The organism is Halomonas sp. Bachu 37, from assembly GCF_039691755.1.
GTDB classification, from domain to species: Bacteria; Pseudomonadota; Gammaproteobacteria; order Pseudomonadales; family Halomonadaceae; genus Vreelandella; species Vreelandella kashgarensis.
On sequence record NZ_CP137552.1, the window covers coordinates 2215929 to 2241195 of the forward strand.

Consider the following 25267-nt stretch of genomic DNA (forward strand, 5'->3'; position numbering starts at 1 on the left):
GCCGTCGAAACGCTAACCATTATGGGCGCTTAACGCGCCCCTTACCAATTATTCCATGACTTCCGGGCGCATTGCCGGAAACAGCAGCACATCGCGGATGGATGGGCTGTCGGTGAACAGCATCACCAGCCGGTCGATACCGATGCCCTCGCCCGCCGTAGGCGGCAGTCCGTACTCCAGGGCACGGATGTAATCGGCGTCGAAATACATCGCCTCCAGGTCGCCGGCGTCCTTCTCCGCCGCCTGCTCGCGGAAGCGCTCGGCCTGGTCCTCGGCATCGTTGAGCTCCGAAAACCCGTTGGCGATCTCGCGGCCGCCGACGAAGAACTCGAAGCGGTCGGTGACGAACGGGTCGGCATCGTTGCGCCGTGCCAGAGGACTGACTTCCGCCGGGTAGGCGGTGATGAAGGTCGGCTGGTCGAGCTTGTGTTCGGCGACTTCCTCGAAGATTTCCGTCTGCAGCTTGCCCAGTCCCCAGCTCGGCTTGACCTTGATACCCAGTTTCCCGGCCAGGGCGCGGGCGCTTTCCAGGTCGTCCAGATCGCTCTCCTGGATGCCTTCGCCATGATCGAGGATCGCCTGGCGCAACGAGAGACGCGCAAACGGCTTGCCGAAGTCGTAGCTCGCCCCCTGATATTCGATCGTGGTGGTGCCCAGCACCTCCTCGGCCGCCGTGCGAATCATCTGCTCGGTCATGTCGAGCAGGTCGCGATAGTCGGCGTAGGCCCAGTAGAACTCCACCATGGTGAATTCGGGATTGTGCCGCGTGGAAAGTCCTTCGTTGCGGAAGTTGCGGTTGATCTCGAAAACCTTCTCGAAGCCTCCCACCACCAGGCGCTTGAGGTAAAGCTCCGGCGCGATGCGCAGGAACATGTCGATATCCAGCGCATTGTGATGCGTCACGAACGGGCGCGCCGTGGCGCCGCCGGGGATCGGCTGCAGCATCGGCGTTTCCACTTCCATGAATCCGCGCGCCTCGAAAAAGCGCCGCATGGAGCTGATGATCGCCGCCCGGGTCTCGAAGGTCTTGCGCGATTGCGGGTTCATGATCAGGTCGACGTAGCGCTGGCGGTAGCGCGCTTCGGTATCGGTGAGGCCGTGGAACTTGTCCGGCAGCGGGCGCAGGCTCTTGGTCAGAAGCTTGGCCTCTTCCATCATCACATACAGGTCGCCCTTGCCGGATTTGTGTACCGGACCGCGGCCGGCCACGATATCGCCGATATCCCAGCTCTTGATGTCTTCCAGCAGCTCGGCGGGCAACCCTTTCTTGTCGACATAGAGCTGGATCTGCCCGGCGACGTCCTGGATCACGATGAACGGACCGCGCTTGCGCATGATACGCCCGGCCACACCGGCCCGCTGGTTCAGCGATTCGAGTTCGGCCTTGTCCTTGTCGCCCAGCGCCTGCTCCAGCTCGATGGTCAGGCTGTCGCGGCGAAAGTCGTTGGGAAAGGCGCTTTCGCCGGTCTCGGCGGCACGCTCGCGGCGCGCGGCCAGCTTGGCGCGACGCTCGGCGATCAGGTGGTTTTCGTTGTCGTGAGAAGACGCGTCTTGGTTAGCCATCGGGCACCCTGTAAATGATCAAACCCTGAAGAGATTACAAACCTTGCTTGAGGCTGGCTTCGATAAACTGATCCAGATCGCCATCGAGCACTTTTTCACAATTGCTCGACTGTACGCCGGTACGCAGATCCTTGATGCGCTGGTCGTCGAGCACGTAGGAGCGAATCTGGCTGCCCCAGCCGATATCGGCCTTGGCATCTTCGGCTTCCTGCTTGGCGGCGTTGCGCTTTTGCATCTCGTGTTCCCACAGCTTCGCCTTCAACTGTTTCATGGCGAAGTCACGGTTAGCGTGCTGGCTGCGCTGGTTCTGACAAGCCACCACGATACCGGTTGGCTCGTGGGTGATACGCACGGCGGAATCGGTGGTGTTGACGTGCTGACCGCCGGCGCCGCTGGAGCGGTAGGTGTCCACCCGCAGATCCGAAGGATTGATCTCGACCTCGAAACTGTCGTCGATTTCAGGTGACAGGAAGACCGAGGCAAAGGAGGTATGCCGCCGACCGCCTGAATCGAACGGGCTCTTGCGTACCAGCCGGTGTACGCCGGTTTCGGTTCGCAGCCAGCCGAAGGCGTAGTCACCCTGGATATGCAGCGATGCCGACTTGATGCCTGCCACGTCACCGGCGGAGACTTCGAGAATCTCGGACTTGAAGCCGTGGTGTTCGGCCCAGCGCAGGTACATGCGCAGCAGAATGTTGGCCCAATCCTGTGCCTCGGTGCCGCCGGAACCGGACTGGATATCCAGGTAAGCGTTGTTCTGGTCCATTTCACCGGAGAACATGCGCCGGAACTCGAGCTTCTCCAGGGCGGACTGCAGGCCGGCCAGCTCCTTGCTGACCTCATCTACCGTGCCCTCGTCCTCCTCCATCTCGGCAAGCTCGAGCAGATCGCGGCTGTCGCCCAGGCCTTGGTCCAGCTCGTCGATGGTGGCCACGATGGCTTCCAGAGAGGCGCGTTCACGGCCCAGCTTCTGGGCGTAGTCCGGATCGTTCCAGACGTTGGGGTCTTCCAGTTCGCGAGAGACTTCTTCTAGCCGATCCTGCTTCTCGGCATAGTCAAAGATACCCCCTAAGAACATCTGTCCGCTCAGACAGGTCCTTGATGAGGTTATGAATCGGATTGGTTTCCAGCATGGATTCGCCTTGACGGTTGGAAAGAGAAGATGGCTACAAGTGCGCAGTCATGGCGAAGGAGCGCCAGCGAAACAAAACCGCCGCGCAACGCGTGAGAGTGAACCACGACAGCGTGAAAAAGGCGCTTATTGTAACGAAACAGCGAGCGCATCGCATCCATCGGACCAACGAATAACCCCGCCTCCAGTTGGAAAAGCGGGGTTAGTCACCTTACGACTCGGCAAACAGCAAGCCGAGGATAGAAGAGGTTACGGCTTCATATCCTCGAAGAACTTCTTCACGCTATCGAAGAAGCCGGTTTTCTTCGGTGAGTGGCTATGACTGTTGCTGCCATCGAAACTCTCCTGCAACTGACGCAGCAGGTCTTTCTGCTCATCGTTGAGGTTGACCGGCGTTTCCACCACCACCTTGCACAGCAGATCTCCGGCGGGGCCACCACGAACCGGCTTGACGCCCTTGCCGCGCAGGCGGAACAGCTTGCCGGTCTGGGTCTCGGGCGGAATCTTCAGCTTGACCCGGCCATCCAGGGTCGGCACTTCGAGCTCGCCACCCAGCGCCGCATCGACGAAGTTGATCGGCACGTCGCATTGCAGGTGCTTGCCGTCGCGCTGGAAGATATGGTGCGGCTTGATCGCCGCCTGCACGTACAGATCGCCCGGCGGGCCGCCGTTGATACCGGCCTCGCCTTCGCCGTTGAGGCGAATGCGATCGCCGGTATCCACGCCCGGCGGGATCTTCACCGAGAGCGTGCGCGTCTCGCGCACCCTGCCTTCGCCGTTGCACTTGTGACACGGCACCTTGATCTGCTGGCCGCTACCATGGCAGGTGGGACAGGTCTGCTGCACGGCGAAGAAGCCCTGCTGCATGCGAACCTGGCCATGACCATGGCAGGTCGGGCAGGTTTCCTTGGTGGAACCCGGCTCGGCGCCTTCGCCATCGCAACGGTCGCACTCGATATGACGCGGTACCCGGATATCCACCGTGGTACCGGATACGGCGCTCTCCAGGTCGAGTTCCAGGTTGTAACGCAGATCAGAGCCGCGTGCGGGTGCGTTGGGACCGCGCCGACGCCCACCGCCGCCGCCACCGAAGATGTCGCCGAAGACATCGCCGAAGATGTCGCTGAAGTCGCCGGCACCACCGCCACCGAAGCCACCACCGCCAAAGCCTCCGCCCTGGCCATCGACACCGGCATGACCGAACTGATCATAGGCGGCACGTTTCTCGTTATCGCTGAGAACTTCGTAAGCTTCGGAGACTTCACGAAATTTCTCGGCAGAAGTCGTGTCGTCGGGATTGCGGTCAGGGTGGAATTTTTGCGCCAGGCGGCGGTAGGCCTTCTTGATCTCTTTCTGATCAGCCCCTTTTTCGACACCCAGGACTTCGTAATAATCGCGTTTGGACATGGGTCCTTTGCGCCTCCTGGTCTAATAAAGCGTCTTGGCCGTGCAAACGCCGACGCGGGAGGTGTCTCCCGCGCCGCCGCTTACCTTGGCAGAAAGAGTGCGTTACTGCTTCTTCTGCTCGTCGTTGACTTCTTCATACTCGGCGTCAACCACATCGTCTTCCGCCTTGGCGCCGCCTTCGGAGCCTTCACCGCCTTCCTGCTGCGCGGCTTCCGCCTGTTCGGCGTACAGCTTCTGCGCGAGCTTGCCGGAAGCCTCGGTCAGCGCATCGAGCTTGGTCTGGATGACGTCGCGGTCGTCTTCCTTGACCGCTTCCTCGAGCTCGGTGATGGCGGTTTCAATGGCCTGCTTCTCCTCGTCGCTGGCCTTGTCGCCGGCTTCTTCCAGCGTCTTGCGCGTGGCGTGGATCATGCCGTCGGCCTGGTTGCGCAGCTGCACCAGCTCCTCGAACTTCTTGTCCTCGTCGGCATGCGCCTCGGCATCGCGGACCATCTGGTCGATCTCGTCGTCGGTCAGGCCGCTGGAGGCCTTGATCACGATCGACTGCTCCTTGCCGGTCGCCTTGTCCTTCGCCGAGACGTTGAGGATACCGTTGGCATCCAGGTCGAACGCCACTTCGATCTGCGGCACGCCGCGCGGCGCCGGCGGGATGTCGGCCAGGTCGAAGCGACCCAGGGACTTGTTGCCGCCGGACTGCTTGCGCTCGCCTTGCAGCACGTGAATGGTCACGGCCGTCTGGTTGTCATCCGCGGTCGAGAAGGTCTGGGTCTTCTTGGTCGGGATGGTGGTGTTCTTCTCGATCAGCGGGGTCATCACGCCACCGAGAGTCTCGATGCCCAGCGTCAGCGGGGTGACGTCGAGCAGCAGTACATCCTTGACGTCACCGCCCAGGACACCGCCCTGAATCGCGGCACCCACGGCCACGGCTTCGTCCGGGTTGACGTCCTTGCGCGCTTCCTTGCCGAAGAACTCCGCTGCTTTCTTCTGCACCATCGGCATGCGCGTCTGGCCGCCGACCAGGATCACTTCGTCGATCTCGGAAGCGGAGAGGCCGGAGTCCTTGAGCGCCATCTTGCACGGCTCGAGCGAACGCTGCACCAGATCTTCCACCAGGGCTTCCAGCTTGGCCCGGGTCACCTTGACGTTCAGGTGCTTGGGACCGGTATTGTCGGCCGTGATGTAGGGCAGGTTGACGTCGGTCTGCTGGGCGCTGGACAGCTCGATCTTGGCTTTCTCGGCAGCTTCCTTGAGACGCTGCATGGCCAGATTGTCACCGGACAGGTCGATACCGCTGTCGGCCTTGAACTGGTCGACCAGGTAGTTGATCAGGGCCAGGTCGAAGTCTTCGCCGCCGAGGAAGGTGTCACCGTTGGTGGCCAACACCTCGAACTGGGTTTCACCGTCGACATCGGCCACTTCGATGATCGAGATATCGAACGTCCCGCCACCCAGGTCATAGACCGCGATGGTCTTGTCGCCGCGGGCCTTGTCCATGCCGTAGGCCAGCGCCGCCGCAGTCGGCTCGTTGATGATGCGCTTGACGTCGAGCCCGGCGATACGACCGGCATCCTTGGTGGCCTGACGCTGGCTATCGTTGAAGTAGGCCGGCACGGTGATCACCGCCTCGGTCACTTCCTCGCCGAGATAGTCTTCGGCGGTCTTCTTCATCTTCTTCAATACTTCGGCGCTGACCTGGGGCGGCGCCATCTTCTTGCCCTTGACTTCCACCCAGGCATCGCCGTTGTCGGCTTCGGTGATGGTGTACGGCACCATCTTGATGTCCTTCTGCACGACATCGTCCTTGAAGCGACGGCCGATCAGGCGCTTGATGGCGTACAGGGTGTTTTCCGGGTTGGTCACCGCCTGGCGCTTGGCCGCCTGGCCTACCAGGGTTTCACCGTCTTCGGTGTAGGCGATGATGGAAGGAGTCGTGCGACCGCCTTCGGCGTTCTCGATTACCTTGGCACTGTCGCCATCCAGCACGGCGACACAGGAGTTGGTTGTGCCCAGGTCAATACCAATGATGCGTCCCATAGCAAAAACCTCGAAATTAGTTGCGTCGATATTTAATTGATACCGCACTGGTTGCGTTCAGCTGGTGCGGTTGAATTGTCTGCGCGGCGCTTACCGCGGGGTTGCCATCTATCTGGGGGTCGTTGTCGGCTTTTCAAGGTTTTTTTGCTTGAAAAGCGACTTCACCCGGCGGTTATTCGACTTTCTGGCTGACGACGACCATTGCCGGGCGAACCAGTCGACCGTTGAGCTGGTAGCCCTTCTGCATGACGTCCATCACGCTGTTGGGCTCGAGCTCGGGATTGGGCACCATCGCCATGGCTTCATGGAGCTGCGGGTCGAACGGCTCGCCGTGGGGTTCGATGGCTTCGACGCCGAACTTGCCCAGTACGTCGAGCTGCATTTTCAGGGTCATCGACACGCCTTCCCGGTGGACTTCGGATGCCTCCTCGTCCATCGCCTCAAGCGCCTTCTCGAGACTGTCCACCACCGGCAGCAGCTCCTTGACGAACTTCTCCAGGGCGAACTTGCGTGCCTTTTCCGCTTCCTGCTCGGCGCGCCGGCGCACGTTCTGCGCTTCCGCCGCCGCCCGCAAGGACTGGTCCTTGGCCTCGGCCAGGCTCTGTTCGAGCTCTTCCACCTTGGCCGCCAGCATTTCCGCCTCGGGGTTGTCGGATTCGACGTGCAGCGCCTCTTCGTCGTTGATCAGGCCTTCCAACTCGCCTTCCACCAGGCGCTCCTCGGCTTGCTGCTCCGGCGTCTCCGTCTCCTGTTCACGGCGCGCCAACTCGTCTTCGGGGGGGGTCTGGGGATCTTTCGCCATGAGAAACTCCTGCAAAGCTATTGCCCGATACCAGGCGACCTGGCCATCGAGCCGATATGGGTTCGGTGACATTCAAAACCGTGTGCGGGGTATATGGGGGTCGTGCTGGCGAACTCAAGAGGGGCGTTGCAGTTGCTTTTCGGCTACTGTATAAAACGACATATTCATGTATACCTATCCAGCTTCTTGCTGTTCCGCCCAGGCGCCCGGAGGACATATGCTCATCCAGCTTGCCATTCGTGACTACGCAATCGTCGACCATCTCGAGCTCGAACTCACCAGGGGCATGACGGCCATCACCGGAGAGACCGGGGCCGGTAAATCCATCCTCCTGGGGGCCCTGGGGCTATGCCTGGGCGAGCGCGGCGACGCCGCCAGCGTACGCCACGGCCGGGAGCGCGCGGATATCAGTGCCCGCTTCGATATCGCCCACCTTCCCGCCGCCAGGATGTGGCTGGAGGAGCGCGAGCTGCCCACGGACGAGTGCCTGCTGCGCCGCGTGGTGACGACGGCCGGACGCTCAAAGGCATGGATCAACGGCCAGCCGGCCACTATTGCCGACCTCAAGGAGCTAGGCGAAAGCCTGGTCCAGATCCATGGCCAGCACGCCCACCAGGCCCTGCTCCGCGACGATACACATCTGCATTTGCTGGATGATTACGCGGGCCATCGCGACGCGGTGAACACCCTCGCCGACACCTATCGCCAGTGGCAGACAACGCGACGCAAGCTCAAGCGCCTGGCCGAGGACGGCAACGAACTGGAGGCCAAGCGCCAGCTGCTGCACTACCAGGTGGAGGAGCTCGACCAGCTGGCCCTGAGCGCGGGTGAACTCGCCTCACTGGAAGAAGAACAGCATACCCTTGCCCATGCCGAAGAGATCCTGCGTGAAACCCAGCTGGCATGTGACTGCTGCGCTGGCGACGAAGGCGGCGCGCTCGCCCTGCTCAACCAGGCCATCAACCGCCTGAGTGCGCTACCCGGAAGCGATGCCGGCAAGCTGGCCAATAGCCTGACGATGCTCAACGACGCGCGCATTCAGGTCGAGGAAGCCTCCAGCGAGCTGACCCAGCTGGCGGGCAATACCGAACTCGATCCCGAACGCTTGCTGTGGGTGGAGGACCGGCTGGGCGAGATCCACCGTATCGCGCGCAAGCACCACGTGGAGCCCGAAGAGCTGTGTGAGTTGCACGCACGTCTGCAACATGAGTATCAGCAGCTCGAGGAGAGCGATCAGGATATCGAGGCACTGAGCTCGCAAGCCGCCGCGCTACGCGAGCAATGGCGCGAGCAAGCCGCCCGGATCAGCGCCACGCGCCAGCGTGCCGCCAAGCGTCTGGGCAAGGAAGTGCAGCAGCAACTGGGGTTCCTGGCGATGGACAAGGCGCGCTTCGAAGTGGAAATCCAGTCTCGCGAAAAAGCCGCGCCGGATGGCCTGGACCAGGTACAGTTCCTGATCAGCGCCAACCCCGGCCAACCTGCCCGCCCCTTGGCCAAGGTGGCGTCCGGCGGGGAGCTTTCGCGTATCAGCCTGGCGATTCAAGTAGTAGCGGCAAGCCACTCCACCATTCCCAGCCTGGTATTCGATGAAGTGGACGTGGGGGTATCGGGGGCAACGGCGGAAATCGTCGGTAAACTGCTGCGGCGACTGGGAGAGAACGGCCAGGTGATGACCGTGACCCATCTTCCCCAGGTGGCGGCCCAAGCCCACCAGCATCTGCATATCGAAAAGCAGGCCAAGCGCGATACCACGTTGACGCATATGGCATTGCTGGATGAGGGAGGACGGGTCAGCGAGCTGGCTCGTATGTTGGGCGGAGTCAAGCTATCCGAGCAGACCCTGGCGCATGCTCGCGAGATGCTCGACGCCAGCCAGCGCCAGCCGCATTGAGCTCGTCTGTGGCTGCATAAAGGAGGAGGCCTTGCCGAAGCTCCATGCACGGCAAGGCAGAGGGGATCACTTCTTGTTGACCGGGCCGCTATCCTGGCGAGTCACATTGGAACCTTGCGGGCGCACATAAAGCACCAGCGCATGATCGACTAATTCATAGCCGTGTTCACGGGCAATCTCGTGCTGGCGCCTCTCGATGGTTTCATCGACGAATTCGATGATTTCCCCACTTTCCAGACACACCATATGGTCGTGGTGATCCTCCTGGGTCAACTCGAATACCGCGTGACCACCGTCGAAGTTGTGACGTATCACTAGACCCGCCGACTCGAACTGAGTCAGCACCCGATAGACGGTGGCAAGGCCTACATCCTCACCCGCATCAATCAGTGTCTTGTACACTTCTTCGGCGCTCAGATGGTGTTGACCTGAAGCACTTTCGAGAATCTGCAGTATTTTAACGCGCGGCAGGGTCACTTTCAGACCGGCTTTGCGTAATTCATGGTTCTGATCGGCCATGGTTGCTCTTCGCAGTAACGGGTTAGGTCGGGTATGATCGACCGAAACCACGATAGTGAAGAATAGGCTCAAATGCAAAAGTTGACTAGAATCATCACGCTTTCCGCCACCCTGCTGATCGCCAGCGGCTGCAGCTATCTCGGTGTGTATAAACGAGATGTTCCTCAAGGCAACCTGGTAACCCAGGACATGGTGCAACAGCTGCAGCCGGGGATGAGCCAGCAGCAGGTCGCCTATATCATGGGCCGCCCGCTCCTCGAGGCGCCCTTCGATGCCGACCAGTGGGACTATGTCTTCCACCTGGACAAGGCCTATGGCGGTGTCGAGCAGCGTCGTGTGACGTTGCAATTCGATCCCAGCGGTCGCTTGAGCGATATCCGCAAGGAAGGCGATTTCTCTCGCGATCCCGAACTGCGGGGTTCGGATGTCGGGCCGGCAACCGAAGGTAGCGACCCTGTCAGGGTAATCGATCAGAAGCCCGAAACGCCCGCCACCGCTCCGGAGCCAGTCCCCGTACCCGCTGGCGAACTGTAATGCCTTTACCGAACGGCCGGCATGTGTGTCGGCCGTTCGGCCGCTGAACTATACAAGCTCCACTGTTTACCGGTATCTACCGGGCGTTTCCGGTCAACTGGTTTGACGACGTGCCCGCGCCAGGCGTGCTTGCTTGGGATCGATCTCCAGTGGACGGTACACTTCCACGCGGTCGCCCTCGCGAAGTACATGGCGAGAAGGCTCACGCAACGCCTTGCCGAACACACCCAACGGCACCTGAAAAAAGGTCTCGGCGGGGAGTTCGGGAAACAAGTCGGGCAAACCGGCACGTTCCACCGCCTGCGTGGCGGTGGTGCCCTGCGGCACCCGAAGGGCAACCAGGCGCTGCTTATGCGGCAAGGCAAAAGCCACTTCCACCGCAAGCTCAGCGTCCATAAAGCTCGTCGGCACGCTTGTGGAACGCATCGACCAGTTGGCCCGCGATCTGCTGGAACAGCTTGCCGAACGCCATACTCAGCAGGCGGCTGGCAAACTCGAACTCCATTTCCAGGCTTACCTTGCACATGCCCTCCCCCATGGGGGTGAAGTGCCAGTGCCCCTTGAGTCGCTTGAATGGCCCCTTGACCAGGGACATATCGATGCGCTCCGGCTCATGCAGGTCGTTACGCGTCATTATGCTTTGCTCTACACCCGCTCGGCCCAGCGTCATTTCGCCGATCAGGTGGCTGGAATCGCGCTCGATCAATCGAGCACGACGGCAGCCCGGCAGAAATTCGGGGTAGCGTTCGAAATCATTGACCAGATCGAACATTTGTTGGGGGGTGTGCCGCACCAAGGCGGAACGATTGACCGTTGGCATTGACCTCTCCGCTGACTTCACAGTGTCCAAGGCGTATCATAGAAAATCATTTCAGGCCTTGAATGGTATCATGCCTCCCCACATAACGAAGGGCAGGCAACGGACAGATCACACAAGAGGTTCCATGGCCACTAAGAAAGGCAAGAGCAAGGGTCCTAGCAGCAGCGTCATTGCGCAGAACAAGAAAGCGCGTTTCGAATACCATATCGACGAAACATTCGAGGCCGGCCTGGCGCTGGCGGGCTGGGAAGTCAAGAGCCTGCGCGCAGGCAAGGCCCAGCTGACCGATACCTATATTCTTATTCGCAATGGCGAAGCCTGGTTGCTGGGCAGTCATATCATGCCCCTTAACACTGCCAGCACCCATGAGCTTGCCGATCCCACGCGTACGCGCAAATTGTTGCTGCACCGCAAGGAAATCGCCAAGCTGTTTTCCGTCACCCAGGACAAGGGGCACACCTGTGTGCCGCTCAAGCTGTACTGGAAGCGCAACAAGGTAAAGTGTGAACTGGCTCTGGTAACCGGGAAGAAGCTGCACGACAAGCGGGCCACGGAAAAGGACCGCGACTGGAAGCGGCAGAAAGGTCGGATCATGCGGGAACAAAACAAGGCATGACTGGTCAATGAAGGGCGAGCGCGGTAGAATGTGCGCTCAGTAAGGGGGCGACATGGTTTCGACGCCGGTGACAAACCCTGCGGTGCATGCCGAGAGCGTGATGTATCTCGTAAATCCAACATCACAAACAATAGTCGCAAACGACGACAACTACGCTCAGGGCGCGCTAGCAGCTTAAACGCTGGTAGCTTCTTGTCCGGCCCGAAGGTGGTGTGCCCATTCACCACTGACGGGATACGAGCCAAAGATGATGGGATCGCAGCTGTTGGTGTCTTCTCTTCAGCTGTTAAAACTTACGAAGAATCGCGTTGCTGAATCCTGATCGTCGGAGTCAGCCGCGCTAAAACAAAAGACGAAATCTAAGCATGTAGAGCCAATGGGCGAGTGCCGGCGGACGCGGGTTCAATTCCCGCCGCCTCCACCACCTACCTAAATTCAGATGCTCCCATATAGGTCTGAATGAAGCTGAAAAGCCCGCCTAGCGCGGGTTTTTTTGTGTCTGTATGCTTTCATATAATCCCATACAGCATTGCGCACCGTGTATGTCTGTGTGTATGCTTCGCGATATTGTGAACCAGAGGCATACACGCATGAAACGCTCCCAGATCAAGCGCCGCCCGCTGGCTGACACCGTACTGGCGACACTGGAACCCGAGGCCAAGGCATACAGGGAATTGGACAGTAGCGGCCTTTACTTCAGAGTGAAGCCCAACGGCTCAAAGTCTTGGGAGCTGCGTTACAAGAAGCCAGACGGCAAGTGGTCGTGGATTGGCCTTGGCGGGTATCCAGAGACAAGCGGGAGCCTGGCGCGTGAGAAAGCCGACCGGCTTAGAGCAGATGCAGCCAAGGGAGAAAACCCTATTGTCTCCAAGCGCACAAGGGAAGCTGAATCACTGGAGGCCGCCAACAGCACCTTTGAGGCATTGGCAAGGGAGTGGCATACAAATAAGCGCCAGAACTGGACGGACGGCACTTCCAGCCGCGTCATTGGCTCGCTGCAAAAGCATGTGTTTCCCAAATTCGGCAAGCGCCCTTTCACCGACATAACGCCGATGGAGTGGCTGGAGTTCCTGCGTAGCCTGGAAAAGACCGGCATCATAGAACAGACCAGCCGCATACGCGCTATTTGCCGGGAAGTGTACGACCTGGCGCTAGTGAGCGGGCGTATCCAGTACAACCCGTTGGAGAGCCTGCACAAGCACCTGACCACGCGCCGGGCAACCAACTACTCTCACGTTAGCCAAGACGAATTACCCGCCCTGCTACGCGCCATTGGCTCATATCCTCACGCTGAGGATGTACGCCTTGGCCTGATCCTGCTTTCTCGCCTAGCTTCGCGTCCTTCAGAGCTAAGAGAGGCTCGCTGGGAGGAGTTCGACCTGGAGAAAGCGCTATGGACGATCCCCGCCCAGCGAATGAAACGCCGCCGCGAACATATTGTTCCGTTGCCAAGGCAGGCGATTGAAGCTCTTCAGAGCCTCCACCGACTGACCGGATACCAACCCCTGCTTTTCCCAGGACGCAGCGACAAGACAGCGCCACGGTCGAATACGGTATTCATCATGGCATTACGCCGCCTTGGCTATGAAGGACGCCAGACCGGGCACGGCTTCCGGCATATTGCTAGCACGATCCTGAACGAATACGGCTTCAACGCCGATCACATCGAAGCCCAGCTATCGCACGTTAAAGACGGCGTGGCAGGCGTCTACAACAAGGCGCAGTACATCGAGCAGCGCCGCCACATGATGCAGTGGTACGCCGACCACCTGGATAACTTGCAGCGCGGAAACGTGATGGAGTTTAAGCGAGCGTAACAACCGAATTGGCTGGCCTAGGGTAGCTCCCGAACGTGCAGATAACTCCACTGTACTGGCTGGCCAACCTAATTGGAGTGCAAGCGTTAGGAGTAGCGCGTTTATGGGTCTTTCACCGTGGTTAGTTGCCCCTGAGATGGAGTGCTGGGAGATAGCCTGTATTTTGGCTGGGTATGAACCTAGCGAAGTTGATATGAAGTGGTCCAATTAGAGCGGACACCCCGGTAAGCCTCATAATGGAGGCAGTGGAGGTGTTCATGACCAAGAAGACTCGACGTCGGTTTTCCGATGAATTCAAGGCGGATGCAGTGAGCCTGGTGAGCGATCAGGGGTATTCCGTATCCGAGGCCGCCCGGCGCCTGGGCGTGGAGCGCAGCGTGCTGGACCGCTGGTGCCGCAAGCACCGCCAGCAGGGCTCCGGCACCCCGGGGCGGCAGGAGGACGATCGCGACGCCGAGATCAAGAAGCTCCGCGAAGAAGTTCGTAAGCTTCAGGTTGAAAAGGATATTTTAAAAAAGGCGGCGGCCTTCTTCGCCAAAGAGTCGAACTGAGATACCAGTTCATCGAGTCGGAGAAGGCCACCTACCCCGTGGCCGTGTTGTGTCGGGTCATGCGGGTCAGCCGGAGCGGTTTCTATGCCTGGCGACGACGTGACCCTGATGACCATCGACAGGCCCTGCTCCATGAGGTCAGAGAGATCCATCGCCGGAAGCGCGGCAGCTACGGCAGCCGCCGCATGGCCAAAGAACTGCGACGCCGTGGCTATGAGGTCGGTCGTTACCAGGCCCGAAGCCTGATGCGGGAAGCCGGTGTAGAGGCACGCCAGCGGCGACGCTGGCGTCATACGACCGATACCCAGCACACCCTGCCGGTGGCGCCCAACCTCTTGAATCGCCAATTCACGGTGGCGGCACCGAATCGGGCCTGGGTGGCTGATATTACGGCTATCTGGACGTTGGAAGGATGGCTCTACCTGGCGGCGGTGCTCGACCTCCACGACCGGCAGTTGGTGGGCTGGGCGATGGCCGAGCACATGCGCACGCAACTGGTCCTGGACGCCCTGGAGATGGGCGTGGGCCGCCGGCAACCCGGTAGAGGGTTGATTCATCATAGCGATCGCGGGAGCCAATACGCGTCGCATGAGTACCGCGGCACGCTTGTTCGGCATGGGTTCCAGGCCTCGATGAGCCGCAAGGGGAACTGCTGGGATAATGCCGTCATGGAGCGCTTTTTTGGCTCACTGAAAAGCGAGTGGTTGGCTGACCAGCGGTATGCGAGCCGACAGGCGGCACGGCGGGATGTAATCGACTACATCGAGATGGAGTACAACAGTTGCCGGCTTCACTCGACCCTAGGCTATCAGACGCCGAGGGAGATCGAACTGGCGGCTGCGGCTTGAAAATGTGTCCGCTCTGACTTGACCAGAACAGGCGATCCCGGCACACCGGGCGGAGGCAGTGGCCCAGGCAATACAGGAGCCCCAGCAGGAGGACCATCAAGCTCTCCAGGCGGCCTAGGCATGGATGGCGGCGCAGGCGGAAGGCCAGGCGGCGGTGTTTCGACTGCCGCAATCGGCGCTGCTGAATCAGTGGCCAATGGCACGCCCGGCAATGGCAATAGCGGCAACCCGGGAGGCCATGGTGGTGGTGGAGGCCCGGGGAATGCCAACGGCTACGGCGGTACGTTCGGCGATAGCCTGGACGCACAGAGCAGTTCGACAACCGGTGGGCGCGTCGGGTCCAGCATGACGGGCATGAACGCCATGGTGAGCATGGATGATGCCGCCAAGGAGGCTCAAGCGGTATTTGGCGGCTGGGCAACTCAAGCCGATACCCAGATGGGGCCGGAGAACGTCGGCTACGGCAACTCCACCTACGGCGGCAACAACGCCATGGCGAACGCCTCACAGGCGGCCGCTATGACCCGGGGCCAGCACACCCAGTCGCTCGAGGTTGCGGGAATACCCGATTCGCATCACGCCGCCGCGAGGCCGAGCATTGCCTCCCGCGCCCTTTCGACGGTTGCGGCCGTGGCCAACCCGGCGCTTGGGCTGCTGGGAACTGCCATGAACACACACAGTGCCGCGAAGAATGCCCAGGAATCCATCGGTTCGATCAATGACGCTTTCGGTACCTCTCTGGATGACAGCTACGGCACCGCTATTGGCCAGCAGGCCAAGGGCACCGTGGCAGGAACGGTTGGCGGCAAGGTAGGCGGGACCATAGGGGCGCGTGCCGGTATGAGCGTGGCAGGCACACCCGGCGCCATTGCTGGTGGGCTTCTTGGAGCGGCCAGCATGAGTAATACCGCCCGAGGCGCTGCGATGGATGGTACCAACAACTCCACCGGCCCCGGCTCCCCCAGCGATGGCGGCGAGCCCCGCGGGCTACTCGCCAGAGCAACGCCCCGGCGGGAACCGCAATCCTCGAGGAACGGCTACGTCAATATCAACGACTATGCCTACGGCAACGACCGCAGCCCCTTTGACCGCTACAGCGATTACGCAGCGCAGTTCTTCGGCACCGCTTAGGAGGCATCATAGAGAAAATATGGCTAGGGCTAACCGCTCGGATACAGCGCCAATCAGTACATCGCACCTGCTAACCAACGTCCCACCACCGCGCCCTGGCACCTGCTGGGGCTGTTTCGTTTCAGGCACCGATGTTGAGAAATGTTAAGGTTGAGCGCCCCATGCGCGCTGGTTTGCGGGTTTGGTTTGCACCTCCGGTTCGCATTGCTCGCGCGAACTTGGTTCGAATATTCCGCCACGAACCTGCAAAAACCTTCATTGGTGCGCAGTAGCGGTGCGCATTACGAGGTGCGCACTTGCGCAGGGAAAACCTAGCAAACCCTAGCATGGCGAACGTGTTAAAAGTTCTGCCGTCGACCCAACAAAACCCAACATTGGTCATCATGGCCCTAGCCGATCCGGTGCTATCAAATGCCAGCATCTCATCGCTAGCTACTACCTCAGAAAACCTCAGCTAAGGAAGGCGTTAAGGTACTAGGGAAAACTCAAACTCAAGGTACGAGGCATTGGTACGAATTGCGCCGTTCGTACTGGTATGTAGTGGTCAAGTGTTTTTGGCCACCGAATTTTGAGTATTCCAGTAGTTCTTTTCTGCCACATTCGGCGGTAGGCCACCGTTATGCTTGTGCGGCCTGAGGCTGCTGTAGTAACCGATCATATAATCAGTGACAGATTGCTTCGCCGCCGCAACATTGGGGTAGCCAATCTCTGGCATCCATTCCGTTTTCAGACTCCTGAAGAAGCGCTCTGTCGGGGCATTATCCCAGCAATTGCCACGGCGACTGAGACTCTGCGTCATCCGGTAGCGCCAGAGCATCTGTCGGAATGCCAGGCTGGTGTACTGGCAACCCTGATCCGAATGAAACAGAATGTCCGGTGGCTCTCGACGCGATTCGTAGGCCATGGTCAGTGCCTTCTTCACCAGCTCCGTATTCGGAGACAAGGACAATGCCCAGCCCACGGGTTTACGGGCATACAAATCGATGACCACCGCCAGATAAGCCCAGCGTGCCCCTGTCCAAATATAGGTAATGTCGCCGGTCCATACCTGATTGGGCTCCTTTACGTCGAATTCCCGATCGAGAAAATTCGGGATATCCAGGTGCGGCTGATCCGCCTTCTTGTAGGCGTGGCTTGGCGGCTGTGTGCTCACCAGCCCCAACTGCTTCATCCGTCTGCTGGCCCGGTAACGACTCAGCGATGTTCCAGCCTGCGTGACCATTTTGGCGATGCTGCGAGCGCCGGCAGAGCCGTTACTGACGGTATGCGCCTCGACAACCTGGTCCAGCAGCTTCTGCTCAGTCTCACAGGGCCTTCTGTCCCGGTCACGCCAGGCCCGGTAGCTACTGCGATGCACCCCAAACACCTGGCACAAGTGCTGCACCGCATAGCTCTCTTCAAGTCGCTCGATTATCGAGAATTGTTCAGGGAGTCCGACATCAAGAGAGCAGTAGCCTTTTTTAATATTTCCTTCTCTTCCTCCACCCGCCGCAGCTTGCGCTTCAGTTCCTGAATCTCACGCTGTTCCGGCGTCAGAGCCTCACCTTTCAGCGGAGTCTTGCCTGCCCGCTCAGCACGAAGCCTGCGTACCCAATACTCCATGGTGGATTTGCCAACGCCCATGGCCTCACACGCCGCCTTCAGCGAGTAACCCTGATCGACCACGAGCTGGGCCGCCTCCAAGCGAAATTCCGGACTGAACGCTCTCTTCTTCGTCATCATCTGCACCTGACTGTCTATGTGAGTGATCATACACTCAAAATCAGGTGGCCAGATTCACTGTGCCACTACACTCGGTTCCCGTGTCTGGTGCCTTGGGCCTTGATCGTAGTGGGCAGCTTATGTCCTGGCCCGTCATCGCTGCTGCGCTGTACCTGGTCGGCAAACGGCTGAAATAGGCCAACCCCGCAGCGCCGGCTCAAGCATCAAAACGAGACGGGTGGCCGAGCAATCGGAGCCCGCTTTTTTTGCGCCCGTCTGTCACAAAAACCAGTCTCCGTACCCCTCTTGTGTGTTTGCAAGGGCAGAGATTCTAGACCTGCCCCTTATTCAGCACACACACAGAGGGAGACGACCCATGAAAAGCCGCGCCACTACTGGCACCACCACCCCTAAGCGTTTGCCGCCTGCCATCCTGCGCATGAAAAAGCTCAAATCTTGGAGCGCTGTTGCCACGTCCGGCGGCCACACCTGGCGCACGTTACCGGTGCCTCACGCCGATCCTGAGCGCGCCCACCTGAATGAGGATTGGCGAGACGCGACCAGCCCGGACACGCTGCGTATGGCAATAGAGGAACGCCTGGCACTGGTGACCGCCACCACTGCGCAAAACCCGGTGTTGTGTGTCGAGTACCTGGTGACCGCCCGCGCTGAGGCGTTTACCGAGCATGGGGGAGACACACACGCACCCGAGTATTTCAGGGATGCGCTGGCGTTCTTGGAAGCACGGCACGGGGCTGACAACGTAGCGGCGGTGAACGTCCAGAACGATGAAGCCGCGCCCCATTTGGTCGTGTATGTCGTGCCCCTGCTCGAGCGCCCCGCCCGCACCGTGCGCAAAAGCGTATTTGCCGGTGGCCGTGACGAAAACGGCAAGCTGAAGCGCGTCACGAAAGAGGTTCACCAGCCCGCCGAGGTGGTCTTGTCTGCCGATCACTACAACGGCACCCCGGCGAAACTCGCCGCGCTACAAACAGACTTTTCAGAGAGGGTAGGCGCCCGGCATGGACTAGCGCGTGGCCTGGAACTGTCCGCCGCCAGTCACACCACCAACAAAGCCCACCACCAGGCGCTTGCCCGCGCGATGGTTGGGCACATTGGCCTGGCGGCAGAGGAGCTGGAGCGCCGGGGCCGCTTGTGGGCGAAGGAGTCACCGGAGGAGCAGGCTGCTCGATTGTCTGAGTTGATCCACGAACATTACGCGCCTGTGATAGCCCGCGCCGCCACGGCTGAGCATGACCGTCGCCGCGCTGCTGAGATGGAGGAAACCGCCCGCCGCCATGCGGAACGCTACAAGAAAACCGCTGGGGAGTTGGCCGCTTTTACGCACGGACTGAGTGACACCCAGCAAGCCGAGCTGCGACAGACCGCCAACCATTGGCGCCGGGAGGCTGAGGAACGCAAGCGCCTGGAGGCTCAGGAGGCACACCAGCAACGCCTGGAGGCCGAACGCGAGCACAAACGTGCGGCGATGGAGAGTCGGCAAAAGCTGGAGAGGCGAGAGCGCGCCCTAGTTGAGCGATTGAAAACCGCCACCCCATTGGCCTTTGCCGGCGCGGATGAAGCTATCCGCCGAGAGTGCTGGGGGCTGCTTGCCGGCCATGATGATCTGGTAGAAGCGTTTGATCGCATGAGTGCTAGCCCTTACTTTGATTCTGCCGGACACCTGACTGATGAAGGCCGCTGTGCCGTGGCAGAGAAAAACGCCACTGAAGCGGTCGAGCGTTCCCCCGATGTGCTGACGAAGCCCCAGCCCGCCATGCCGGATGCGACACCCCCACCCCGTACGCCACCCACAGGGATGAGCGGGCCGGGAATGTAACCGATCCCCGCCGCTGTGGCTGCCTGATGGCCGTTCTAGTCGCTGCCTGTGCGTTGGCATGGGTGGCGGTTGATAAACAGAGAACGGGCAAACAATACGCCAGCCGCTAACTCGACGTCCTTAGTGTGTTACGGGGGCTGAGCAATCCACTACACGGGAGACCGGCACCCCAAGATGGAGAGATCCGCGCCTGCCTGAATAGCATGACCGTCGAGGACAACGTGGCTATCGGGCAGGACCCAACGCGCACAGCGCATGGCCAGTGCGAGGCAATGGTGTGCGAGTGATTCAGCTTGCAGAACTCTTCAGGCTATGGGGCGAACCGCCCAATACACCGGCACAAAAGCAACAAAATGCAACAGCTCTGGATATGCGCAACGGCTGGCCTAGCGGCGGTCATGCTCTAGGCTTATTGTGGTCAACACCTAACTGGTCCGTTATTCTTAAATGCAAACAGACCATCAGGACAAACCCCGCTTGCCTGCTAAGCAATAGTAGTCCATCACATCTAAAAAAGAGCAGCTTGATGCTAAAGCCAACTTTGATAGCGAGCGTAATAAGTGTGGTTTTTCTATCTCAAAGCGTAAATGCCTACGATCCGGACGGCTTTCATCGCTGCATGCTGGAAAACATGCGAGAAGGAATGGGAAATGCTGCCGTTTTGGCGGTACGGCAGTCATGTGCTCACCTACACGAAGCGACTATCAGTGGCGGCAGGTTGCCGCCGTCGATTGCTGATGATTCCTATATTCAAGAATTCAAACGTGAGCACGCGGCTGAATTGCGTGGAGACCCTTCGTGTCAATATCCGATGACAATAGATGACTGCATAGTTTTTTCCGCTCGAAATGAATGGTACCCATCACGCAGCCTCGAAGAAGTTAGAGAATGGCTTTATAGAAGCCAAGAAGAATATGGTCCGATGCCTCCCAGAGAAAACTAGTCCTCGCGCCTCACTCTAACCTGGCAGCATTTCCAGTGAGAGCAAGTTCAGGAGTTACGGCACTTTTTTATTCCCATTTTCTCCACCGAATCAGGCAAAAAACAGGCCTAGCAGCGAGTACCGTGTATGCCCTGGTGTACGCCTAACTGAAATACAATCATAAAAAATCAAACATAACATCACTTTAACTACCCAGTTCAAACGACGCCGCCCCAAACAAGTCGACAAATCAAGCACCTACGGGTGCTTTTTTTGTGTCTGTGGTCTGTGTATGTCTGTTTTGGCATCACCACGTCAGCATTCATCGGCCCGCTATCGCAACCCGCTACCAGTTCGATGCTGTACTACGCTAGATGATATCAGTAGCAGGCACATTGGCATGGAGGTCGCCATGGACAAGAAAGTCATCGACAAGATCCGCGAAAACGAGCAGCTACCGGACGACATGACCGATGAGGAGATAGCCCGGGAATATAAAGGCACGTATACCGCCTCTCGCGCTGCCATCAGTCTCGATCACACGCCCCTCGATCAAGTGCTGGCTAACAAGATGGCAAAAATACTTCCTTTCATGAGAAAGAAGTGATGTCGGTCAGCGCGATCATTTCTGCGCATGGGCGTGGATGCTGCGCATAGCCAAAACCAGTACGTTGCTATTTAACGGTGATATTGTTTTCCACCGTGTTTATCTGCTCATGCTCCTGCGCGATGGCTTCAGCCCGCTCACGCTGCTCCGATGTCTCGACGAAACCGCTCAGGATGGCTCTATCACCGTCCAGGTCCACATCGATGGCCGACCCGGCAAGGTCCGGTGCTTCTAGAAGCCAGGCCTTGATCTGAACCGCTTCGACCGAATCCTGATGCTCGAGTCGGGCGGATTCGTTGACCGGCTTGTCGGCGCAGCCACCCAGAAGCCCAACTGCCATGAATCCCAACATCAACAGAGCGCCGAACCGGTAACGTAGGCACATTATTGGATATCTCCTTCCTCTATGGCTTCGCGGGAATAGTTGATCAGCCCCTGGCAGTACGCCATATCGGGGCCTGTGCCTACGTCCACCAACGGCAAGAGCGCGGTGAGTGGGCCGGCAAGTACGGCAAGCGCCGCGCTGGCGCCGGCTCGCATCACGAGGTCTTCACGATGCACCGCGGTTTCGATGTCATTGAAAGTGCCCCCCAGGTGAAGCGGCGAACGCCCCACGAAAACACTGGGATCTTTGGGGTGGGCGATGATACTGATATCCAGGCGTTCCGTGTTCAGATCGACCTGGCCGCCCAGGGTGAAAGTGGTGTCGTCGGTATCCATCACAAACGTATCCAGTTGGGTAACGCCGTCTCTCATCTGAAGGTCGGCGTAGCCGCAATCAATCGGAATGGGGTCACGATCGCGCACCCAACTCAGAAACGTCTGACCGGCATCGAGCCCGGCGACTTCCACCAGCAAGGCATCCAGCCTTCCGCCGGTCATCAACAGCACCACACCACCATCGGCGGAGGCCAGTAGCTCGGCAAGCGAAGCGCCTTCAACCCAGAGTTTGCCGCGCCCTCCTATGATGCCTACGCTCTCGTCAGCCAGCCCCCAGTTGCGTAGTGCATCGTTGAGATCCACTCCTTGCACTTCCACCTGCATCGTACCGCTGGGAGGCTGGGCGGTAGAATCCACGTCGAGGATGAGATCCACATATCCATCGCCGATGCCGAACCCCACAGGCTCGAATTGTCCCCGGCCATCCTCGAGAACAAAGTCGAGGACCACATTGCTCAATGGCATGTCCCCGGCGCGCACCGACTGTCCTCGGTAGCTTATATCTGCCGATACGCCTTGCCAGGCGTCGGTGATGATCTGTGTATCGGGCAGCACGAAGCGGTCGTCGGCGTCGGTCTCCTCCGGCGTCGCCCCAGCGAGGAAGCCCAGATCCTCGATATCGAGAAAGCGGGAATTCAGCTCTCCACTCACGCGAACGGGACTGAAATTCGTATCGAGGGTCAAGCGTCCATTGAGATCGCTATCGCCGGTTTCCCCTTGAATGTCGGTGAAGATCCAGCGCTGGCCTTCCATGTCCAGCTCTCCCGATACCGAGTAGGGGGGCAGCTGCGGAAGCCCAATGCCCAGCAGACGGCTCAAGCGTTGCGGGTTCGGCCCTTCGATAGCGAGTTCCAGGTTCAGCCCTTCCAGCGCCAGAGGGCGCAAAATCGTACCTTCGAGACTGATGTGGGTGTCGACGATGTCTGCCTCGAGATCCACCGCGTAGGGGCGGTTCGGGTCGCGGGCGTTGAGCAGGGGATCGCCTTGCAAGCTGATATAGGCCGGCGCGCCGTCATAGCGTCCCTCCCCTTCCAGATGAAACGAGCGATTCCCTGCGGATGCGCCTCGGGTTGCAAAGTTCAAGGTCAATTCGGTGCCAGCTTGGGGATCACTGAAACGCAGCTCCGAAGGTTCGAACGCCAGACGGCCGATAAACGGCAACAGAAGATCATCGCGCCTATCGCCGGGGAGCGTTTCGTTCAGTTCCACATGCACTTCCCCCGAGACTCTGCCAAGCCGGTCCTCGATAGGGGTAAAGGTGTCGCCCAGCCTGGTCAGGGCAATATCATTCAAAGCGATATCCAGGCGCCCCGAGGCGGCTGGTTGTGTCACATCCAATGCCAGGTCAGCGGTAACCGAGCCTTCACCCAAACGAAACTGCAGAGGCTGGGCTTGTAGCCTGCCGTCCTCCAGTTCGGCATTCAGCACAAGCGCACCCAGCTCAAGCCCGTTGGGTAATACCAGTGAGTTAGCGTTCAGCTCCAACTGCCCATCGAAGCCGCGTAGCGGCGCCAGCAGGGAGTCGTCCTGCTCTTCATCTTCATTTCTATTTCCATCCCCACTTTCTTCTCCATCTTCGGGTTCACGGTTGGCAGCGGCGATCAGTTGGGCAAGATCGATACGTCCGGCATCGATTGCGAGATTCACCTCAGGACGATCCTTGGCGAATACTTCAAAGCTGCCGCTGACATCGGTCGAACCGATCCGCCCCTCAAGCCTGGTAGCGCTCCATCGCTCATGATCGCGGCTCAAGCGGCCTGCGAGCTGATAATCAGGCATCGGTGGCAACACCGGACCAATCCAGTCCTCCAGGCTCTGACCGCTATCCGCATCCAGCACCATATCGGCTTCGAATGTTTCAAGCTCCAGTATCGACGCCAGGGTGGTGTCTGCCTGAATGGCCAGGCCGGTTGACGTTGCCTGGATATCCAGGGGGTAATCCTGCTGTAGAGTACCGCTCTCCAGGTCGATCAAGCTGGGTAGCGGGGCTCCCCTGGCTTGCAATTCCAGCGGCTTGCCGTCAAAAGTACCCACCACATCGAGCAACAGTTCCGGCGGCTCCGCCTCTGTGCTGGTCTCGATTGTCGCCTCCAGGTCGTCACCGGTCTCGGCGTTGCGATAGGCCACACGCGAATCGTCGATACGTAGGTGAGCAAGCAAGGTATCAGGCGCGAATGACTGGCGTTGCTCGAGTGGCTCGAGCTCAAGGGCAAGGTCGGCATCGAGAGTGGCACCAGTGGGCAGGTCGCTATTCAGTTCGCTCATGTCCAGATCCTGCAGGCGGATCTGCGCCCCTGCGGAAACCCTTTCGGGACTACTGGTCAGGTTGGCCTCGGCCTCGACATGACTGCCGGCGAAATCGAAGGCCAAGGAAGGCAGCACAACCGAATGTTCAGCCAGTTGTACCTGCGCTTGAACGTTCTGAAGCTGCGCCTGCTCCAGTATCAGCTGCTCTACCGAGAGAGAAACGTCTCCGCGCAAGTCAGGGAGCACGGGAATGGTCAATCCACTGTCTCCCTCGGATTTCGGCATGGCGGCGCGCAACGCCGCGACGTCGAGTCGTGGTGAGTGCAGTTGGCCCTCAAGGCTCGGCGCTTCACCGGCGGTGTCCATCGTCAGCTCGCCGGTTAGCCGGCTCTCGGCCACCGCGGCGTCGATGTCACGCAGTCGCCATTCGCTGCCGTGACGTTCCAGTTGCGCCGCTATATCGAGGCTTTCCAGCTCGACCTGGGGTAACTCCAGCCACTGCGACCACTCGGAAAGATTGTCCAGGCTGAGTTCGCCATCTAGCTGAAACTGCTCCATCGATGGCGCCTGGGGAAGCTCGAAGGTGCCGGTGAGCTGGCTCTCGCCGGAAGTGAGTGACAGGTCGCCGCCAAAGGCCTGATTATCATTCATGAAGGCATCGACAGGATCGGTTTCGGCCTCGAGATCGAACTGTCGTTGCCGAAACGTCAGGGTCCCTTGAGCGTCCAGGCTCTCGACACCTGCCTGCACTTGCAGCGATGAAACGGCGACGTCGAGCGGGGTGTCGGCGTCAGCGGCCCAGTAACGCACCTTTGAGTCGGAAAACGAGAGATCGGGGATATCCAGTGGCGAGGAGCCGGCTTCATCGGCTTGCGCTTGCGGATCGTCTTGTTGGTCACCGAACATCCAGTTGCCGGGAGCGTCGGCGCGTTGTTCCAGGTTCAGGGTCGAGCCGGCAAATTCGATTTCCTCCGGCACCACGGCGCCCTGCAGCAAGTCGCTGAGTGATGGCGAGACAGTGACTTGGTCTGCTTCGAGCATATGCGGCGCAGTGGCCCATTCGGGGTTGTCGAACTCGACGTCATGAACCGATAGCTGTGGACGCGGAAACAGACTGAGTTCCACATCGCCGTGAATGGCCGCCGACCGCCCCGTTGCTTCCTCGATACGCTCGGTAATGACTGGCTTCAGGAAATTCCAGGACATCAACTCCACGGCGGCGATGACAAGCGCCACCAGAATGACCGGGATAAGCCACCACCGTAGGAATCTTGAAGCTCGATGTTGCATTGCGTCCGCTACCTTGCGCCATAGAATTCAACCACAACAATGCTCGCCACGCGTTCGAGTCATTGCCGCGTTTCCGTACAGTTTTCCTACAATCACTGTAGTCGTTGAGCCTGACTCTGCATTTGCGCAATAGAAACGAGGCAGCTTTTCTGTATAAGACACACAAGATTCCGCCATCATCGCCTCACGAAAAAAACACCCCGCAGGGTGTGGCCCCGCAGAGTGCTTTTTTCGTTTCATCGTTTATCGATCAGTGCGCCGTCATTTCTGCGGCG

General features: G+C 59.5%; 19 protein-coding genes, 1 other RNA gene and 1 pseudogene. 10 read left to right on the forward strand and 11 right to left on the reverse strand.

The annotated features are described in order from the left end of the window. Window positions 1-48: 48 nt before the first annotated feature. From lysS to grpE, 5 genes are all read right to left on the reverse strand, one after another. Window positions 49-1563: a lysine--tRNA ligase gene (lysS, locus tag R5M92_RS10190; RefSeq protein WP_346795820.1), complete on the reverse strand. Its 1515-nt coding sequence runs from the start codon at window positions 1561-1563 to the stop codon at window positions 49-51. A gap of 34 nt (window positions 1564-1597) precedes the next feature. Next, a protein-coding gene (gene prfB / locus R5M92_RS10195) for a peptide chain release factor 2 (protein WP_346795821.1) occupies window positions 1598-2696 on the reverse strand; the annotation gives its coding sequence in 2 pieces (ribosomal slippage) (window positions 1598-2620 and window positions 2622-2696; 1098 coding nt in all). Between the two features lie 248 nt (window positions 2697-2944). Further along, complete coding sequence (gene dnaJ / locus R5M92_RS10200; RefSeq protein ID WP_346795822.1) at window positions 2945-4102, reverse strand: molecular chaperone DnaJ; 1158 nt, start codon at window positions 4100-4102, stop codon at window positions 2945-2947. Window positions 4103-4204: 102 nt separating this feature from the next. Continuing rightward, window positions 4205-6136, reverse strand: coding sequence for a molecular chaperone DnaK (gene dnaK / locus R5M92_RS10205; RefSeq protein WP_346795823.1), 1932 nt, complete (start codon window positions 6134-6136; stop codon window positions 4205-4207). Window positions 6137-6308: 172 nt separating this feature from the next. Beyond that, a complete protein-coding gene (gene grpE, locus R5M92_RS10210) occupies window positions 6309-6938 on the reverse strand; it encodes a nucleotide exchange factor GrpE (RefSeq protein WP_346795824.1) in 630 nt (209 codons plus the stop codon). 217 nt (window positions 6939-7155) lie between these two features. Between grpE and recN the strand changes: the two genes are divergently transcribed. Then, window positions 7156-8829: a DNA repair protein RecN gene (gene recN, locus R5M92_RS10215; RefSeq protein ID WP_346795825.1), complete on the forward strand. Its 1674-nt coding sequence runs from the start codon at window positions 7156-7158 to the stop codon at window positions 8827-8829. Between the two features lie 66 nt (window positions 8830-8895). On the opposite strand, the gene fur is transcribed toward recN, so the two are convergent. Continuing rightward, entirely contained in the window at window positions 8896-9348 is a 453-nt protein-coding gene (gene fur / locus R5M92_RS10220) for a ferric iron uptake transcriptional regulator (protein ID WP_346795826.1), read from the reverse strand. Between the two features lie 72 nt (window positions 9349-9420). Between fur and R5M92_RS10225 the strand changes: the two genes are divergently transcribed. Further along, window positions 9421-9882 (forward strand): outer membrane protein assembly factor BamE, encoded by a 462-nt coding sequence (locus R5M92_RS10225; RefSeq protein WP_346795827.1) that lies wholly within the window; start codon window positions 9421-9423, stop codon window positions 9880-9882. A 93-nt stretch (window positions 9883-9975) separates the two neighbouring features. On the opposite strand, the gene R5M92_RS10230 is transcribed toward R5M92_RS10225, so the two are convergent. Further along, entirely contained in the window at window positions 9976-10278 is a 303-nt protein-coding gene (locus tag R5M92_RS10230) for an RnfH family protein (RefSeq protein WP_346795828.1), read from the reverse strand. Beyond that, a complete protein-coding gene (locus tag R5M92_RS10235; RefSeq protein ID WP_346795829.1) occupies window positions 10268-10702 on the reverse strand; it encodes a type II toxin-antitoxin system RatA family toxin in 435 nt (144 codons plus the stop codon). Before R5M92_RS10235 ends, R5M92_RS10230 begins: the two co-directional genes overlap by 11 nt. Window positions 10703-10826: 124 nt before the next feature. Here R5M92_RS10235 and smpB point away from each other — a divergent pair, with 124 nt between their 5' ends. From smpB to R5M92_RS10260, 5 genes and pseudogenes are all read left to right on the forward strand, one after another. Beyond that, the gene (gene smpB / locus R5M92_RS10240) at window positions 10827-11318 is read left to right on the forward strand and encodes an SsrA-binding protein SmpB (protein ID WP_346795830.1); all 492 of its coding nucleotides are present in this window, start codon (window positions 10827-10829) and stop codon (window positions 11316-11318) included. A 43-nt stretch (window positions 11319-11361) separates the two neighbouring features. Beyond that, window positions 11362-11742, forward strand: a transfer-messenger RNA (tmRNA) gene (ssrA, locus tag R5M92_RS10245). 166 nt (window positions 11743-11908) lie between these two features. Beyond that, a complete protein-coding gene (locus tag R5M92_RS10250) occupies window positions 11909-13135 on the forward strand; it encodes a tyrosine-type recombinase/integrase (RefSeq protein ID WP_346795831.1) in 1227 nt (408 codons plus the stop codon). Between the two features lie 257 nt (window positions 13136-13392). Beyond that, a pseudogene (locus R5M92_RS10255) lies at window positions 13393-14534 on the forward strand (IS3 family transposase). A 120-nt stretch (window positions 14535-14654) separates the two neighbouring features. Then, window positions 14655-15665 carry a hypothetical protein gene (locus R5M92_RS10260; protein WP_346795832.1) on the forward strand — a complete coding sequence of 337 codons (1011 nt, stop codon included), beginning with the start codon at window positions 14655-14657 and terminating at the stop codon, window positions 15663-15665. Window positions 15666-16209: 544 nt separating this feature from the next. Here R5M92_RS10260 and R5M92_RS10265 read toward each other — a convergent pair. Further along, window positions 16210-17384 (reverse strand): IS3 family transposase gene (locus tag R5M92_RS10265; protein ID WP_346795833.1). Its coding sequence is split into 2 segments (ribosomal slippage): window positions 16210-17129 and window positions 17129-17384, totalling 1176 coding nucleotides; the frame shifts between segments, so codons are not numbered across the junction. A gap of 358 nt (window positions 17385-17742) precedes the next feature. Here R5M92_RS10265 and mobV point away from each other — a divergent pair. The 3 genes from mobV (at window position 17743) to R5M92_RS10280 (ending at window position 20735) form a co-directional block, all read left to right on the forward strand. Further along, window positions 17743-19206 carry a MobV family relaxase gene (gene mobV / locus R5M92_RS10270; RefSeq protein WP_346795834.1) on the forward strand — a complete coding sequence of 488 codons (1464 nt, stop codon included), beginning with the start codon at window positions 17743-17745 and terminating at the stop codon, window positions 19204-19206. Window positions 19207-19489: 283 nt separating this feature from the next. Further along, window positions 19490-20149, forward strand: a complete 660-nt coding sequence (locus tag R5M92_RS10275) for a hypothetical protein (RefSeq protein WP_346795835.1) — start codon at window positions 19490-19492, stop codon at window positions 20147-20149. Window positions 20150-20540: 391 nt separating this feature from the next. Then, window positions 20541-20735 carry a hypothetical protein gene (locus tag R5M92_RS10280; protein WP_346795836.1) on the forward strand — a complete coding sequence of 65 codons (195 nt, stop codon included), beginning with the start codon at window positions 20541-20543 and terminating at the stop codon, window positions 20733-20735. Window positions 20736-20802: 67 nt separating this feature from the next. Here R5M92_RS10280 and R5M92_RS10285 read toward each other — a convergent pair whose 3' ends face one another. Both R5M92_RS10285 and R5M92_RS10290 read right to left on the reverse strand, forming a co-directional pair. Beyond that, window positions 20803-21120: a BON domain-containing protein gene (locus R5M92_RS10285; RefSeq protein ID WP_346795837.1), complete on the reverse strand. Its 318-nt coding sequence runs from the start codon at window positions 21118-21120 to the stop codon at window positions 20803-20805. After that, window positions 21120-24938: an AsmA family protein gene (locus R5M92_RS10290; RefSeq protein WP_346795838.1), complete on the reverse strand. Its 3819-nt coding sequence runs from the start codon at window positions 24936-24938 to the stop codon at window positions 21120-21122. Before R5M92_RS10290 ends, R5M92_RS10285 begins: the two co-directional genes overlap by 1 nt. Between the last annotated feature and the right edge of the window lie 329 nt (window positions 24939-25267).